The organism is Mycobacterium intermedium (assembly GCF_002086275.1).
Taxonomy (GTDB): Bacteria; Actinomycetota; Actinomycetes; order Mycobacteriales; family Mycobacteriaceae; genus Mycobacterium; species Mycobacterium intermedium.
In genome coordinates this window covers 36944-53317 of record NZ_MVHT01000029.1, presented here as the reverse complement: position 1 = coordinate 53317, position 16374 = coordinate 36944, and the positions used below count along the sequence as shown (strand labels likewise).

Here is a 16374-nt window from a genome sequence, read left to right as displayed (position 1 = left end):
CATGGCTGAAACCGCTACCGAATCAGTGTCTTTGGCCGGGGTCGTCCTCGCCGGCGGTGAATCGCGGCGGATGGGCCGCGACAAGGCCACCCTGCGGCACCCGGAGGGCAACACCACGCTCGTCGAGCATGTGGTCGGTGTGCTCTCGGAACGCTGCGAGCCCGTCTTCGTCATCGCCGCCCCGGGCCAACCGTTGCCCGCGTTGCAGGTTTCCATCGTTCGCGACGAGGTGCGTGGTCTGGGACCGCTGCCGGCGACCGGGCGGGGATTACGTGCGGCGGCCGCGGCCGGTGCCCGGTACGCGTTCGTCTGTGCGGTTGACATGCCTTATCTCACAGGCGAATTGATCGACGAGCTGGTTCGCCTGGCCATCGCGACCAACGCCGAAGTGGTATTGCCCTGGGACGGTCGTACGCACTATCTGGCCGGCGTTTATCGGACCGATCTGGCCGAGCGGGTGGAGAAGTTGGTCGCGGCCGGGGCGCGCAGGATGAGCGCGCTGATCGACGCTTCGGACGCGCAGCAGATCGTGGTGTCGGATTCCCGTCCGCTGACCAATCTGAATTCCGAGGCAGACCTACGCGCCGGAGTCGTCGCCGCCCGGTAACGCGCGCACGCGGGGGGTGCTCAACCCCGCGTTGATGCTGCGTTATGGGCGGTGTCTTCTCGCACTTTGTCGCCCTGGGCGCAGAGTCAACGCGAAGGGTGCTCACCCCCGTGTTGATGCTGCGTTTTGGGCGGTGTGTTCTCGCACTTTGTCGCCCTGGGCGCAGAGTCAATGCGAATGTCGGCGACAGCAAAGTTAAATTTGTGAACACAATGCTGCGGCTCCTGTAAATTTCGACCCGTCAACATTTAAGCGAAGTGCCGGATCGAAATCTCACTCTCCGCGTTTTATGACTTTGGCCACATGACAACCGTGGATCAAACCGGTCACTTGCCGCGCGGCAAGGTCGGAAATCGAGTGGGCCAGTTCACAATCAGTGCGTGATTCGGATCACGTTTATGATGGCTCAACCTGAACTTGACACTCCGTAATAAAGCATCAGTGACCTGGCTTGATGCCCATTGATCGCGTCGTGATTGTCTCGTAATAGGTGTGCGACATGTCGTGTCTCGGGATGACGAATCCAAATCGTTATCGTAGGTTCCTGGTAGCCCAAAAAGGGCCACAGCGATAAACGAATAAGTGAATCCACGGACCCGCGTGTGAGCGGAGTCGGGATGGCCCGGTTTTGAACGGTGGCCGCCCGACGGGCGCTGGCTGAAAGTCGCGCCGGGCAAGTTACGCCCTCCGCTGTCGTGTCGAAACCTGACGACACGTCCCAAGCAATTCCAATGCAGTACCTCCGACCCGCTATTGGCGGGCTTGCCTTGGCGCGCGCGCACCGCGAAAGGAACAAATTTTGAAGGACGTCCGCAAGACGCTCATCGTGGCCGCGATTGCCGGGTCGCTCATGACTGTGCCCTCCGGTATCGCGAACGCAGATCCGGCCGACCCCAATGCGGGTCCTGGCTCCGAGACGGTGGGCTTCGACCCGAACGTGCAAGCTCCGGACGCACCCGCGCCGGACGCGCCTCCGGCGCCGGACGCACCCGCGCCGGACGCGCCTCCCGCTCCGGAATTCGTGGGTTTTGACCCGAACGTGCCTCCGCCCGCTCCCGACGCAGTGGACCCGGCCCCCGAGCCGGTGGAGTTCGACCCCAACCAGGGACCCGCTCCCGACGCGGCGCCTCCCGCGCCCAAGGTCTACAGCGTCAACTGGGACGCGATCGCTCAGTGCGAATCTGGTGGCAACTGGGGGATTAACACCGGCAACGGCTACTACGGCGGCCTGCAGTTCACTCCTGGCACCTGGCGCGCCAACGGTGGCTCGGGTTCCGCGCACACCGCTAGCCGTGAGGAGCAGATCCGGGTGGCCGAGAACGTGCTGCACTCGCAGGGCATCGGCGCTTGGCCGGTCTGCGGCCGGCGTGGCTAGAACCCGCATCTAACGGCTTATCTGACGAGAAAGTGCCGGACCTTCGGGTCCGGCACTTTTTCTTTGCCACGACTGGCAGTCGCCAGCCGAACAGAACCCTGTCTGCGAGACCACCCCCACCGCGCGCCCCCAAAACATTAGGTTAGGGTAACCAAAATTAGGTTAGCCAAACAGAAGGGAGCTAGGGGGCCCTATCGCCCCTCAAACGGGCCATGACGCGTAACAGTTCGGTGGTGGGCATCATTGGCGCTGCTCACGGCGGGAGGGATCTCCCGCGATGATCGTGTGGATGGCGGCACCTCCGGAGGTGCACTCAACCCTGCTGAACAGTGGCCCAGGACCGGGATCGCTGTTGGCCGCTGCGGCGCAATGGGCCGCGCTGAGTGACGAATACGCCGTGACGGCTGCCGAGTTGTCCGGGTTGCTGAGCGAGGTGCTGGGCGGGACGTGGGCAGGGCCCAGCTCGGCCCAATACGCGGCGGCGCACACCCCGTTCCTGGCGTGGCTGACCGAGGCAAGCGGTCGTAGCGCCGAGGCCGCCACGCAACACGAGACGGCGGCCGCCGCTTACTCGGCGGCGCTGGCCGCCATGCCGACGCCCGCGGAGTTGGCGGCCAACCGTGCCCTCCTCGGCACGTTGGTCGCGACGAACTTCTTCGGCATCAACACGATCCCGATCACCGTCACCGAGGCCGACTACAGCCGAATGTGGGTCCAGGCCGCCACGGTCATGGGTGTCTATCAGACGGTGTCCACCGGTGCGCTGTCCGCTGTACAACCAGTGAGTCCGGCGCCGACGATCGTCACCCCCAGCCCAGCAGCGGCGGCAAAACCCAGGCCCAACACCATCACCGTCTTGGGTGTGTCGTTCTACGATCCCATCGCCGACTTGTTCTCCTGGTCGGAGCACTTCAGCATGAATTGGGCGGCGCTAAAAGGCCTGTTGCTCAATCCGGCCGGCACCGTGGTGCAGCTGATCACCGACTTCGCCGCCAGCCCCGCCACCGCGGCGGTCACCTGGATGCCGCTGTTCTACGTATTCGCCTATGCGTTCGCCTTCGCGCTGATGGGGACGCCCATGTACACCGCCGTGATGGCTCCCCAGGGCGCGATCCCTCTGGTTCTGTCCCTCGCTTTGTGTGCGATCGCCATGGCTCCTGCCGAGCTGGTCGCCGCGGTGCCTGCCCTTCCAGCGGACCAGCAGGTCGTGACGGTAGCCAGCATCGCGCCCTCGGGTACGACGGCAGGTGGCGCCCTCGCGACACCCTCACCGGCGCCGCAGGCACCAGTTACCACGTCCACCATCGCCTCCGCTCCCGCAGCGGGTGCACCGGGACTCGCGTACCTGGTGGCCGGACCTGACCTCGGGCCGGGCCCGGTGCTCGGCCCCCAGGTCCGCAGTAAGGCGACAGTCAGCGCACCGGCGGCGAGCATCCCAACGGCCGCGGCGGCCGACGCCAGGGGCAAATCCAAAGCCCGGCGGCGTCGCCGCGACGGTCTGAAGGAACGCGGCCACCGCAATGAGTACATGACCCTCGACGACACACCCGACGTGCCAGCTGAAGAGCTCGTCGACGTCACCGCATCGACTGCGGGCGCCGGGCCGCTCGGATTCACCGGCACCGCGACGAAATCCACGGCGAGTGGCGCTATCGGGCTGATCACGCTAGCGGGAGACACCCTCGGGAGTGGTCTGAGTGTTCCCATGACCCCGGCCACGTGGAAGCTGCTGGATGCCGATGATCGCACCAGTGCTGACGAGGGCCGTCGTTGAACACCGCTGTCGCGCAGTGCATTGCGGGCGCAAGACATAGGAGCTTGTGATGTTGATCGAAATCACCGACGTGAGCCGGACGTATCAGCGTGGTCAGGAACTCGTCAAAGCGGTAGACGGCGTCACCCTGACGCTGGAAAACGAGAATCTGGTGGCGATCACCGGAGCGTCCGGGTCCGGGAAAAGCACCCTGTTGCACCTCATTGGGGGGATAGACCGTCCCGATGCGGGCTCGATCAAGGTCGACGGTGAAGAGTTGTCGGACAAGAGCGACGACGAGCAGTCCAGCTACCGCCGGCGCAAGGTGGGGTTCATCTTTCAGTTCTTCAACTTGCTTCCGACGTTGACCGCTTGGGAAAACGTCGCGATGCCAAGGGTTCTGGACGGATCGTCGATCAAGGTCGCGCGGCAGGACGCGTGCAATCTGTTGGAGATGGTCGGTCTGGGAAACCGCATCGACCACAAGCCATCCGAGCTTTCCGGCGGCCAGATGCAACGGGTGGCCATCGCGCGCTCGCTGATCATGAACCCCGGCATCGTGCTGGCCGACGAACCGACCGGAAATCTGGACTCAGATTCGGGCGCGAGCATCCTTGCGCTACTGCGTCAGATCGCTGACACGAAGGACTGTTCGGTGCTGATGGTGACGCACGATCAGGCAATCGCCGCGGCCGCGGACCGCGAAATCGTCATGCGCGACGGCAAAATCGTCGACAACCGCGTCCGGGCCGAAGCGGCCGAGGCCGTCGATGCCGTCGAGAAATTGGAAAACTCGCGGTGATAGCCCCGGCGGCGGTCCGCTTCAAATTCCTGAACTCACGATATGCGTTGGCGCACTGGAAGCGGTCGTTGAGCTGTGTGGTTGCCGTGATGATCGCCAGTGCGCTGCTGGTGGCGATCGCCGGCATCTACAGCTCGATAACCAAATCGGTTGCCACGATGTCCGAAGACCTCTATGGCAAGGCTGCGTTCGAGGTGACCGGTGCGGCCGACAGCGGCCTGCCCGAGTCCCTGGTGGACGAGCTGCGTCGGCTCGAAGGGGTGGCTGCCGCCGAGCCGATTGTGAAGGCGACCATCAACGTACCGCGTTCCGGCACAACGCTATTGGGTGTCAGCCCCAACCTGCGGATACTAGACAACCGAGTGGGCAATGAGCTCGTGCAACAAGCCGAACAGGACAAGTCCCACGGGTCGCTCGCCGAAGGTGCGATCGCCGGCCCAGGCCTGGGCGTTGCCCCGGGTGGCTCGGTCGAGGTCAATGCGGCGCGCGTCAATGTGGTGTTCGTGCCCAAAGGCACTCTCGCCGAGAAATACAACGCCGGCGATTACCTGATCGTCGGACTTCAGGTTGCACAACGGCTGGTACACCAAAGCGGGCGAGTCAGTTCGGTGTTCATCGTGGCGAATCCCGGCACCGACCTTGGGCGACTGAACGCCGAGTTGATGCGAGTGGTCGACCATCGTGCTGTGGTCGCGGAGCCCCAATTCAGGGTGGCGCAATCCGATAGCTCCGTGTCCCTCACTCGCGACACGTTGCTGTTGGTCGGTTCCATGGCGCTGGTCGTGGCCATGTTCATCGTGTTCAACACCATGAACATGGCCGTGGTGCAACGCAAGCCGATGATCGCGACGTTGCGGGCGCTGGGCGCCCAACGCGGCCAGCTGGCCCGGGATCTGCTGGCCGAGGTCGCTCTCATGGGGCTGCTCGGTGGCTGTCTGGGTGCACCGCTCGGGGTGGGGCTCAGCTATCTCGCGATCAAGAGGCTGCCCCCGTTGGTGCTGCAGTCGGTGGATGTGAAGCCCGACTTCTTCTTTCCCGGCACCGCAATCGCGATCGTGATAGCGCTGGGAATCATCGCCTGCATTCTCGGGGCCGTCTGGCCGGCCCTCGCGGTGTTCAAAGCCGCACCGATCTCGGCGATGCGCCCCGCGGAGCTCGAAAGCCTCGGCCCCAACAGGTCGGGCCCGAACTGGGCGGGCGTCGTCGTCGGCGCCCCCCTGACCATCGCGGCCTTCTTCTGCGCATTCCGGCTAAGGGATGAAAAGGCATTCGCCGGTGGAGTATTGGTTCTGGCCGGCATCCTCGTGCTGTGCTGGGCACTGGGCCCCGCCATCGTGGGGGCGAGCAGTTGGCTGGCGGCAAGGATGGGACCGAGCGGTCAGGTCAGCAGGTCGACGATGACCCAATCCGCCAAGCGCACCTGGGCAAACGTGATGATCGTGACCATCGCGGTCGCGCTGGGGAGCGTCACCAGCGGGGTGTTGTCCGACGTGGTCGACTCGACCGGAAACTTCTTCCACACCTTGGCCGACGCCGACATGTACGTCTCGACGGCGTCGAAAGACGTTATTCCCATCGGGCCACTGCTGCCCGCGGGTGTGGACGAGGAACTCCGCCGGGTTCGGGGCGTGGGGGCGGTCATTCCGGTTCAAGAGGCATACGTGAACGTCGGCGCCGACCGAATCCTGGTCATCGGTGCCGATCCCGGCACGGCGGCACCTGCCTTCACCGCGATGGATCCGGCGGTGCGGGCCAAGGTCTTAGCCGGCGATGGAGTCGTGATATCGCGGCAGCTCGCGCGCCGCTTGCATCGCGAGACGGGCGACCATTTGACGCTGAGTACGCCATCGGGGGAGAAGACCACCGAAATCCTCGGCGTGGTGGAGTATTTGACCACCGAGCGCGGGATGATCGCGATGTCCCTGACCGATATGGAGAAGTGGTTTCAGCGGGACGGTGCAACCTACCTCGAGGTGCACGCCGCCGACGCGAAGAACGCGACCGCGGTCCAGCAACAGGCCGTGAAAATCGCGACCACGCATGGGCTGTTCGCCTACACCGGTAAGGAGGCCGTCGAATCAGGCCGCAGCGCGGTCGATCAGATGGGATCGCTGGCGGTATTCGTCCAGTGGATCGTGGCGCTGCTGGCGGCGATGGCGTTGTTTAACGCCTTCATGATCTCGGTGCTGGAGCGCACCCGCGAGATCGGGGTGCTCCGGGCCATGGGGGCTTCCCGCGGTTACATCGCCAAGTCGATCCTGGTCGAGTCGACCAGCGTCGCGCTGTTGGGCGGCGCGCTCGGATTGATGATCAGCGTGGTCGTGCACCGGTTGGGCACCCTGATCATGAGCGCGGTGACAGCCATCACGGTGCGGTTTGCGCTTTCGCCGCTCGACTTACTGGGGGTCGGCCTGGCGGTAATCCTCTGCTGGACAGGCGCTTTGCTGCCCGCTTCGCGGGCCGCGAGATCGAACATCGTCGATGCGTTGGAGGGGGAGTAGTCGTGAAAGAACAGGAACTTGCCGCCCCACTCCGCGTGCAACCGGAAGCGGTGCCGGACCTGTCGGCCTTCCTGGAGATGACCAGCGATCAACGGCTGTTCTGGGTGCAGAGCTCCCCGGGCATTCCCGGACCAACCAGTTGGCGCCTGTCGACGTTTGTGGCGTTTTCGCGGCCCAGAACCTGCGTCGCGGGCATGCTCGCCTTCTATTTCGCGAGCGTCGTCAGCGGACAGGTGCCCATCGGGCCGCTCATCGTTGGAATGGTCGTGTCGTACCACATCGCCGCGATCGCAAACCTTTACAACATGTACACCGACATCGTGGAGGACAACGAGAACATCCCGTCGCGGGTCTTCGAGCTCGGCCGCTACGGTCGGGACCGCCTACTGCGCGACACGCATTTGCTGACCACGGCGGTCTTTGCAATGTCGCTGCTCGTCAACCCGTATTTCGCCGCGCTGTCGTTGCTGGCTCTGGTCGGGTGTCACCAATACTCATTTCGCCCGTTGCGGATGAAGGCGCGACCCCGCATCGGAATTTTGTTCTTCGCCAATGCTGTTGCCTACCCCTACCTGAGTGTGGCGCTGGCATCCGACGAGAAATTGCACACCCTGGTCAGGCCGGCCTACTTCGCGCTCGCGCTGTACCTGTTCGCGTGGTTCTGCGCGAAGGGCCTGGTCAAGAACGTCCCCGACTATGACGGGGACAAAAGAGTGAATGTGACGACGTCGGCCACCTTGAGTGCCACGAGGTTTCGTGCCGCGGCGATTGCCGGGGTGGCGAATGTAGTGGTCTACGCCGGCATCGCCATTCCGGTTGCCGTCGGCGCCATTGGTCACAAGTACCTGATAGCCCTGCTGTGGCTCCCGGTAGCTTGCTACCAGTCGTGGCGGCTTGTGCACGCGACGGAGCACAAGTCATGGAATGACATGCTGCGCGACGACATGTTCGTGTCGGTCGGCTACCTCTCGACGCTCATCCTGGTCGAGCGGACCACGCTCATGTCGGTTGCGGCATTGATCGCGGGACTTGCCGTCATGTTGCTGTCCGACCGCCTCGGGTGGGATACCCGACGGACCGAGGACTTCGAGTTGCAATGAGGCTCAAGCCAACTTCCCTGTCCGGGGACGGGCCGAACTGCGGCACCGGTGAGCCCCGGGTGAAGTACGACCTGTCCCGCAACGAACTACATCTCGATCCCCTGCCGGAAGTGCGGCAAGTCATCGACTCAAGCGCGGCATTCATCAATCGCTACCCGCACGCGCACTTGGCCGCACGGCTGGCGGCGCAGGTCGCTGCGCTGCATGGGATTCCGCGAAAGCAAGTGGTCCTCGGCGCGGGCAGCCTCGGCGTGCTCGATGCACTGCTGCATGTGAACGCTCAGACGGCGGGGACTACCGTCTTCGGAACGCCGACTTTCGACGAATACGCCGTGCTTGTGTCGCGAGCCGGTGGTATACCCGTCGCGGTGCCCAGCGACCCACCGGGAAGCCAGGTGCTCGACGACATCCTCGCGCGGGTCGACCGGTCTACGCAGCACGTGATCATCGCTGCGCCGCACAACCCGAGCGGCGCCGCCGTAACCCTGGACGAAATCGTCCGTTTTCGAGAGGCGTTGCCCAAAGCGGTTCTGCTGGTTGTCGATCAGGCGTACGCGGAATTCGACGAGACGATGCCGGCGGATGCGCTGCGACACCTGGTGACTGAGCTGGACGGGGTAGTTGTCCTGCGCAGCTTCTCCAAGGCGTATGGCCTTGCCGGTCTACGGATCGGCTACGGCGTTTGCAGTAGTGCGGATCTGGCGGCGCGGGTTAGCTCCGCCGTTCCGATGTACTCGGTGAACTCGCTCGCGCTGGCCGCGGCGACGGTGTCGCTGCGGTGCCCGCAGGAGTTGCGCGACAGGGTGTCCCGCGTGGTCGAGAACCGCCGGCGGCTAGAGGCCTGCCTGTTCCGGCATGGCTTGTCTTCAGGCATCGTGTCGCAAGCGAACTTCGTCTGGCTGCCCACCGAGGACGGGCACACACTATTTCAGCACGCCCTCGCCGACGGCATACTCCTGCGCGAATACCCAGGACTCGGGGTGCGGATCACCGTTGGGTCAGACGAATCCGTGGATGCCCTGATGGGATCGCTCGCGGCGTTCGCGACGCGACGTCGCCTCCCATTCGGTGTCGGTGTCCGTGCCCTGCAGCGGTCTCATGTATAACCGGCACCTGGTGTCAAATGCCCTCGGGCGGACCCGATTTGCCGACGAGCTGGTGGACGTCCTGATCAAGCTGGGTGTCGAATACCTTTTCGGAATGCCCGCCGAGTCGGTGAACTCGTTGGTCCATGCGGCGAGTCGGCGCACCGAGATAGAGGTGGTCACCACCCGGCATGAGGCGGCAGCGGCACTGATGGCCGTGGGGTACGCGAAATCCTCGGGCCGGTTGGGTGTTTGCTTCGGGACCGCCGGTCCCGGGGCCACCAATCTGCTGACGGGAGCCTACGAGGCCTACCTCGGCCGGGTGCCGTTGGTGGCGATCAGCGGCCAAGTTCCCGTGGCCAGCCTCGGCCGAGATGCGTTTCAGGAGATCGACTCCGAGGCGCTCTTCCGGTCCTGCACGTCGTCGTCAGTGCAAATCCAGTCCCCAAGCCAATTCGAACGGTTCGCTCGTTCCTGTGTGCAGGCCCTGCACGAGTCCACCGCATGTCACGTGGCGATCCCGGGCGATGTGCTCTACGCACCGTTGGACGGACCAACCGCCGGGTATCGCATCCCGGAAGTCCCCACCGCGACCGTCGCGAGCAAGGAACAGCTCGCGGCGATCGCGGAATTCTTGGACTCCGACGATCTGGCGGTTGTCTCCTCCGACGCCGACAGCACGTATCTTGGCTTGGTACAAAAGCTTTCCGCGCGCTTAGGCTGCCCGGCGTACACCGTGCGGGACGGCGGCGCGATCGCAGCCCAGAACGTCCTGCTCGTCGGACGTACGAGCCCGCTGCTCGCCCGGGGGGTCTGTGGACACGCGAACCTGATGGAGCTCACCGACCGCCGTTGCATGACACGCTCGCTGCCGTACCGCACCCAAATAGTTTGTGACGTCGAGGCCACGCTGCAATCCCTCATGGACGACGGCTCGTCCGACGAGACAACACACGGCTGGCAGACGTTTACCGATCTCGATCCGGACGGGTTGCGGTTGCCAGAGGGCCTTGCCGCCGCGGCGGCGGTGTCGAGCCTGGCGGGCATCCCCGGGGCGGCGCTTCCACTCGGTATCGGCGGCGCCCTCGGCGGCCGATCGCGCGGCGTGGTCGTCACCGATTACCCACGACTCAGTCAGTTCGTGGCGGAGCTGGCCACGCTGGCCAGCCTGAACGCCGACGTCGTGGCGATCTGTCTGACCGATGGTCCCGAGACCAGTTCCCGGCTAAAGCATTTGGGCACGGCGATGTCGTTAGGAAGCGTCGCCGTCGCATCCGTCGACGACCTGTCGCGTCGGTTCGCAGGCATTGCGGCCAGGCCGGGCCCGGTGCTCATTGCGGTGCCGGGTGGCACCGCGCCGAAGACCGCGGCGTCCCCTCTCCGCCCCGGCGAGCGTTCGCTGGCCCGTCACCTCAGTGCCGATCTCGCTGCGCCCGTGCAGATCAGCGACTTCTGCGCGCAACTGCTGCCGAGCTTTGCCACAGCGCAGCGCAGCGCCAACGTCCAAGCGCCCTCGATGAGCGCCTCGGCGTTGCGCAAGTCGGGCATTCCGTCCGCGGGAACGGTGGCAGCGACTGAGGCGGCGCTGCTGTCGCAATTGAACGGAATCTACGACGCCGCATTGGATAGTGCCCGAATCCTGGTCACGACCGTGGAGACACAGCGGTGGTTCCTCGATGCCCGGCGAGTACTCGACGAAGTCACCGTCGCCCGGTATCTCGTGGACGACGCAGCGACCGCGTCGGCCGCGGTGCGCAGGGCCTGCGCCGCGGCCGCCGCGCCAGGAGGTGGCGTGGTGCATCTGCATGTGCTGCCAAGCGCGCTCGACTCCGGCTGGGCCGAAACAGAAGATGCGCCGCCACCCGCCGAGCCGGGGCGTGGCACCGGTCCGGACGAATCGTCGCTTGCCCGGGCGGTCGGCGCACTGCGCGCCGCCCGGCGGGTTGGCATCGTCGCGGGCCGCGGCGCCGCGGGATGCTCGGAACAACTGGCCGAGCTGTCGCGGTTACTGAGCTGCCCGGTGCATGTCACCATGGGCGGCGATTCGGTGCTGGACCGCTCAATCCCGCGTGTGCACAGCAGAATCGGCGGCTCCGGCGACCTGCGGTCCTACCGGCAGGTCGCGCGGGCCGACGTGCTGCTGCTGGTTGGTGTGTCGAACCGGGGCTCGGCCTTCGACTGGGGAGCCTGCGGCCGGACCGTCGCGGTGAATCTTGACCCGCGGGCCATGCTCGGCCTCACCGAGCACGACATAGGTCTGCTGTGCGACGCCATGCCGGCGTTGGAGGCGATAGTGGCCGCGTTGTGCGCAGCACCGCCGGACACCGTCGACCCGTCTGCTCGCCGGCAACGGTCGCGGCGATGGCCCGCAGGGCGCCGGACGCGAAAGCGTGCCAGACGAACCGAGATTGCGCCGCTGCGTGCGTCCAATCTCACCCAAGCCATCGACGAAGAGTTGCGCCGACACGGGGGAACCTCGGTGGTGTGCGCGGACGTCGGCGTGAACACGTTGTGGGTCTATCGATACATCACGTCGATGACGCGGTCCATCTGGTCCGCGTCGTTCGGCACCATGGGGTTTGCAGTCCCCGCCGCAATTGCTTTGGCCAACAATGCAACCCGCCCGCAGCTGGTGGTCGCCGTGGCCGGCGACGGTGGAACCTCGGTGACCCTGAGCCAGATCCAGTCCTCGATTGGTGTCCCGGCGCCGGTGGTCTTTGTCGTCGTGAACAACTCTGCGCTCGCCGCAATCAAGTTCGAAAGCGAAATCATGGGCTGGCCGGACAGCGGATCGGCGCTGCCCGAAATCAATTTCGCGGACTATGCCAGGTCGGTCGGCGTCCCGGCCCGCAGCGTCGGCACCCTGCGCGAATTTCGCTCCGCCTTCACCGAGGCGATTCATGCCCACGGCCCCCAGCTGATCGATGCGCGATGCGTCCTGAACGATGCCCCGATTCAAGCCGGCAAGAAACACTGGCGCCAAGTAGTCGGATTTCTTGTCGCCTGGTCTAAAGATATCCGCGGATCGGTCGGGTCGTTCCGCGAGGTGGTCCGCGCCGTCATATTGGGCAAGCTCTACGAAAAGGGCTATCCCGCACGGCAAGACGAAGAAAGGCTGAGTACCCGTTGACCGCTGCCGAGCAACCAAGATGCCCACACGCCGACCTTGGCGCGCCATCCGTCATTCCACAGAAAACGCAGGAAACAGCGGTTCATCCAGGCGTGACCGGCCGGCGCAGCGTGTTCAGCGCGTTGCGGCAAGACCCCTACTGGCCTACCCGGCTATCCGTCTCAACGCTGCGCGGGGCTGCCAGCGGCTACGGCCGGCCCACGCCGCTGCCTCCGGGTCCGAAGGGGCGGCCCGTCGTCGGCTCGATCCTCCCGCTGCGCAGGGATCCCTTCGAATTGATGAGTCGCGGCTCGGCGCAGTACGGCGACATCTTCCGCATCCCCTTGCCCTTCCTCGACATGGTCGCGGTCACCCATCCCGACCTGGTGCACGAGTTCATGGATGAGCCGACCGGGCGGTTCAGCAGGTACAGCCCGGTGAGTCCGCTGCTGCCCATCATCGGAGCCAACAGCATCATGCTCGAAGGGCCGCGCCTGCGGGAGCGCCGGCAGATGCTGACACCCATGTTCACCCGCAGACACCAGACACAGATCGCCGAAATCGTTGCCACGGAGCTGGCGCGCCGGATCGACGGCTGGGGGTCCTGGGCCGAGACAGGGCAGCAGGTGGATCTGCAGAGTGAGATCTTCCTGACGACGTTGGCGGTGTACTTGCGGGTGCTGTTCTCCACCGCGCTGCCGGAGAAGGAACTGCGTCAGCTCGACGCCGACATGCGCGCCATCACAGGTCTGCTGGGCCTCACCACCCTCATGGTGCCTTTCCCCAGGCTGTTTTCCTCTACAGGAAAGCCAAGTGTGCTAACGGCTTTCGTGCGGATCTACCGGCTGTTGGGGCGGCTGATCCGAGACCGAAAGGCCAATCCCCTCGAGACTCCGGACTTCATGGACGCGTTGCTCGACGCCAGATACGAGGACGGGTCGCCGCTGTCGAGGGCCGACCTGGCGGCCGAACTCATCGGCCTGCTCGGCGGCGCCTACGACCCGAGCGGGGCCGCGCTCACCTGGGCCGTCTCGTTGCTGGCGAACAATCCCGCTCCGCTGGCGACGTTGCGCGAGGAGATCGATGCCCTCGGCGGCGCCCTGCCGACCTATGCCGACCTGCCCAGGTTGGACTGGACCAAGGCGTGTTTCGATGAGGCGCAGCGCATGCAGGGACACCCGTTCTTCCCGAGGTTCTGCATGACGGACACCGTCCTGGGCGGCTACCGACTACCGAAGTACACTCTGTTGGGCGCATCGATGTCGGTGATCCACCGCGACCCGCGCTGGTGGCCGGAACCGGATCGGTATGACCCCGCGCGGTTCGTCGACCGGCAACAGATCCAGTCCCGGCCGAAGCTGGCTTTCATGCCGTTCAGCTTCGGTCAGCATTTCTGCATGGGCACCCAGATTGCGTACATGACCGCCCAGTTCTTTCTGACGATCCTGTTCCAGCGGTACCGGGTGCACCTGCCGCCGAAATGGCAACCCGAGCCGAAGTTCACCTTCTCGGTCACCGTCAAAGGCGGACTGCCCGTTACGCTTTCCCAAGTCTAGTCGGGCAACGCAAACGCCGACCGAGCCGCCACCGACGCCAGATGCCGAAGGAACGAACGCTCGGGGACCAGCGCCGTCGCGCGCGTGGCAATCGCGCTGAGAAAGTCCGGGCGCAGGTTGACCACCCGCCCGATCATTGCCGACTCACGAACCAACGACGCGATCCGGGGCCGTCGGAAGGCTTCGAACCGCGCGAATGCCATTGGTAGGTCCGCGGACCCGTCGACGAAGACACCCAGAATCGCGGCGTCTTCGATGCCCTGGCATCCGCCCTGGCCTAGATGGGGACGCATCGGATGCGCCGCGTCGCCGACCAGAAGCACGGGTCCGCTCGCCCACACCCGGGCGGGTTTGCGGTCGTAGAGGTCGTTGCGTAGCACCGCGTCCGGTGGGGTTGCGGCCAGCAGGTCCGGGATCGGCGCGGGCCATCCGGCCAACCTGTCGCGCAGATAAGCCAATTCGCCATCCGGTGCCGTCTGGCCTTGCGGCACCCGCTTGGTAGTGAACCAGTACGTCCGGCCGGAACCCATTGGCACGTGGCCGGTTTCGGCGCCGGGCCCTAGCGTCTCGCCGGACAGTTCGGGATCCATGTCGCAGTCGGCGATCCCACGCCATGCGGTGTAGCCGGCGTACCGGTGCGGCAACGGCCCGTTGAGATGGCGGGCCACCATGGAACCGGTGCCGTCGGCGCCGATCACCGCATCCACGTCGCGGACGGAGCCGTCCGACAGCGTGATCCGTACGCCGTCCCCATGTTCCAGCAGCTGCTCGGCGGCAAGCCCGTATTCGATCGAACCGGTGCGCACTGCGGCGGTGAGGATGTCACGCAGCGTCGAGCGCTGGATGACGACCAACGGCTCGCCCAGTGCGGTGATCACCTTCGACGCGGCAGGGCGGCGCAACCAGGACCCATTCCGCCAACGCAGCGCACCCGCGGCGATCCGACCTCCGGCCGCGCGCACGGCGTCGCCCACGCCCAGGGTGTCCAGCGCGGCCAGGGCGTTCGGCCAGATGCTGATAGCGGCGCCCGTCGAGGTGTCGGTGCGTTCCTCGATGACGCTGACGTCATAGCCCCGCTGTTGCAACGCCGCGGCGCCGGCCAGGCCGGCGATGCCCGCGCCGATGACGGCGATTCGGTGCGCCATACGCGGTAACCTAGCCCCGCGTCGATGCGGCCGGAAGCCGCTCGAGGGGACCGGAGTAGTAGCGTCGGACGGGTGACAGACGCACCGCGTGGTAACGACCGTGAATTCGACATTGTCTTGTACGGCGCGACCGGCTTCGTGGGCAAGCTCACCGCCGAATATCTGGCCCGCGCCGGGGGAGACGCACGTATTGCGCTGGCCGGCAGGTCGACCGAGCGGCTACAACAGGTCCGTCGGTCGCTGGGTCAGTCCGCTCAGGCTTGGCCCATCGTGTCCGCTGACGCCGCAAAGCAGTCCTCGCTCGACGAAATGGCGGCCCGCACCCGCGTGGTCATCACCACGGTAGGGCCCTACACGCGCTACGGCCCGCCACTGGTGGCCGCGTGCGCCGCGGCGGGCACCGACTACGCGGACCTGACCGGCGAGGCGATGTTCGTCCGCGAAAGCATCGACCTGTACCACAAGCAGGCCGCCGACACCGGCGCCCGTATCGTGCACGCCTGCGGATTCGACTCGGTCCCTTCGGATTTGACCGTTTATGCGCTCTACAAGGCGGCGCGGGAGGACGGCGCCGGCGAGCTGACCGACACCAACTTGGTCGTGCGGTCCTTCCGGGGCGGATTCTCCGGCGGCACCCTGGCCTCGATGATGGAAGTGCTGAACACCGCCTCTAGCGATCCCGAGGCGCGTCGTCAGCTCGCCGACCCCTACACGCTGACCCCCGATCGCGGTGCAGAACCCGACCTCGGCCCGCAGCCCGATCTGCCGTTGCGCCGGGGCCGTCAGATCGCACCGGAACTGGACAAGGTATGGACGGCGGGTTTCGTGATGGCCCCATACAACACCCGAATTGTGCGACGCAGCAACGCATTGCTGGACTGGGCCTATGGTCGTGGCTTCCGGTACAGCGAGAGCGTGGGTCTCGGGTCGTCGCCGGCGGCTCCGGTGGCCGCGGGGGTCGTGACCGGCGTCAGCAACGCAACGTTCGCACTGGGCAGCCGTTACTTCCGGCGGCTGCCGCGCGGCCTGGTGGAACGGTTGGCTCCGAAGCCGGGCACCGGACCGAGCGAAAAATCCCGGGAGCGCGGGTTCTACAAGATCGAGACGTACACCACCACGACCACCAACGCCCGTTACGTGGCACGGATGGAACAGCGGGGCGACCCGGGTTACAAAGCGACGTCGGTGTTGTTGGGGGAATGCGGCCTCGCCCTCGCGTTCGACCGTGACAAGCTCTCCGATTTGCGTGGTGTGCTGACCCCCGCGGCGGCGATCGGTGATGCTCTGCTGGCGCGCCTGCCGGCGGCGGGTGTGACGCTGCAGACCCAGCGGCTGAACTGA

General features: G+C 65.6%; 11 protein-coding genes. 10 read left to right on the top strand and 1 reads right to left on the bottom strand.

Annotation, left to right across the window (positions count from 1 at the left end):
• Window position 1 precedes the first annotated feature (1 nt).
• The 9 genes from mobA (at window position 2) to BST27_RS12575 (ending at window position 13888) form a co-directional block, all read left to right on the top strand.
• Window positions 2–607, top strand: a complete 606-nt coding sequence (gene mobA, locus BST27_RS12615; protein WP_069417377.1) for a molybdenum cofactor guanylyltransferase — start codon at window positions 2–4, stop codon at window positions 605–607.
• 799 nt (window positions 608–1406) lie between these two features.
• A complete protein-coding gene (locus tag BST27_RS12610; protein ID WP_069417378.1) occupies window positions 1407–1982 on the top strand; it encodes a transglycosylase family protein in 576 nt (191 codons plus the stop codon).
• Window positions 1983–2259: 277 nt separating this feature from the next.
• A complete protein-coding gene (locus tag BST27_RS12605) occupies window positions 2260–3756 on the top strand; it encodes a PPE family protein (protein ID WP_069417379.1) in 1497 nt (498 codons plus the stop codon).
• Between the two features lie 49 nt (window positions 3757–3805).
• A complete protein-coding gene (locus BST27_RS12600; RefSeq protein ID WP_069417380.1) occupies window positions 3806–4537 on the top strand; it encodes an ABC transporter ATP-binding protein in 732 nt (243 codons plus the stop codon).
• 77 nt (window positions 4538–4614) lie between these two features.
• Window positions 4615–7038 carry an ABC transporter permease gene (locus tag BST27_RS12595; protein ID WP_249025697.1) on the top strand — a complete coding sequence of 808 codons (2424 nt, stop codon included), beginning with the start codon at window positions 4615–4617 and terminating at the stop codon, window positions 7036–7038.
• A 2-nt stretch (window positions 7039–7040) separates the two neighbouring features.
• Window positions 7041–8138 (top strand): UbiA family prenyltransferase, encoded by a 1098-nt coding sequence (locus BST27_RS12590; RefSeq protein WP_069417382.1) that lies wholly within the window; start codon window positions 7041–7043, stop codon window positions 8136–8138.
• On the top strand, window positions 8135–9244 hold the full coding sequence (locus BST27_RS12585; RefSeq protein WP_069417383.1) for a pyridoxal phosphate-dependent aminotransferase: 1110 nt from the start codon (window positions 8135–8137) through the stop codon (window positions 9242–9244). Before BST27_RS12590 ends, BST27_RS12585 begins: the two co-directional genes overlap by 4 nt.
• A 10-nt stretch (window positions 9245–9254) precedes the next feature.
• A complete protein-coding gene (locus tag BST27_RS12580; RefSeq protein WP_170062307.1) occupies window positions 9255–12353 on the top strand; it encodes a thiamine pyrophosphate-binding protein in 3099 nt (1032 codons plus the stop codon).
• Window positions 12354–12445: 92 nt separating this feature from the next.
• Window positions 12446–13888 (top strand): cytochrome P450, encoded by a 1443-nt coding sequence (locus tag BST27_RS12575; protein WP_232007129.1) that lies wholly within the window; start codon window positions 12446–12448, stop codon window positions 13886–13888.
• Here the strand turns inward: BST27_RS12575 and BST27_RS12570 are convergent.
• Complete coding sequence (locus BST27_RS12570) at window positions 13885–15033, bottom strand: FAD-dependent monooxygenase (protein ID WP_069417385.1); 1149 nt, start codon at window positions 15031–15033, stop codon at window positions 13885–13887. The two genes, BST27_RS12575 and BST27_RS12570, sit on opposite strands and share 4 nt — an antisense overlap.
• A gap of 72 nt (window positions 15034–15105) precedes the next feature.
• Between BST27_RS12570 and BST27_RS12565 the strand changes: the two genes are divergently transcribed.
• Window positions 15106–16374 (top strand): saccharopine dehydrogenase family protein, encoded by a 1269-nt coding sequence (locus tag BST27_RS12565; RefSeq protein WP_069417386.1) that lies wholly within the window; start codon window positions 15106–15108, stop codon window positions 16372–16374.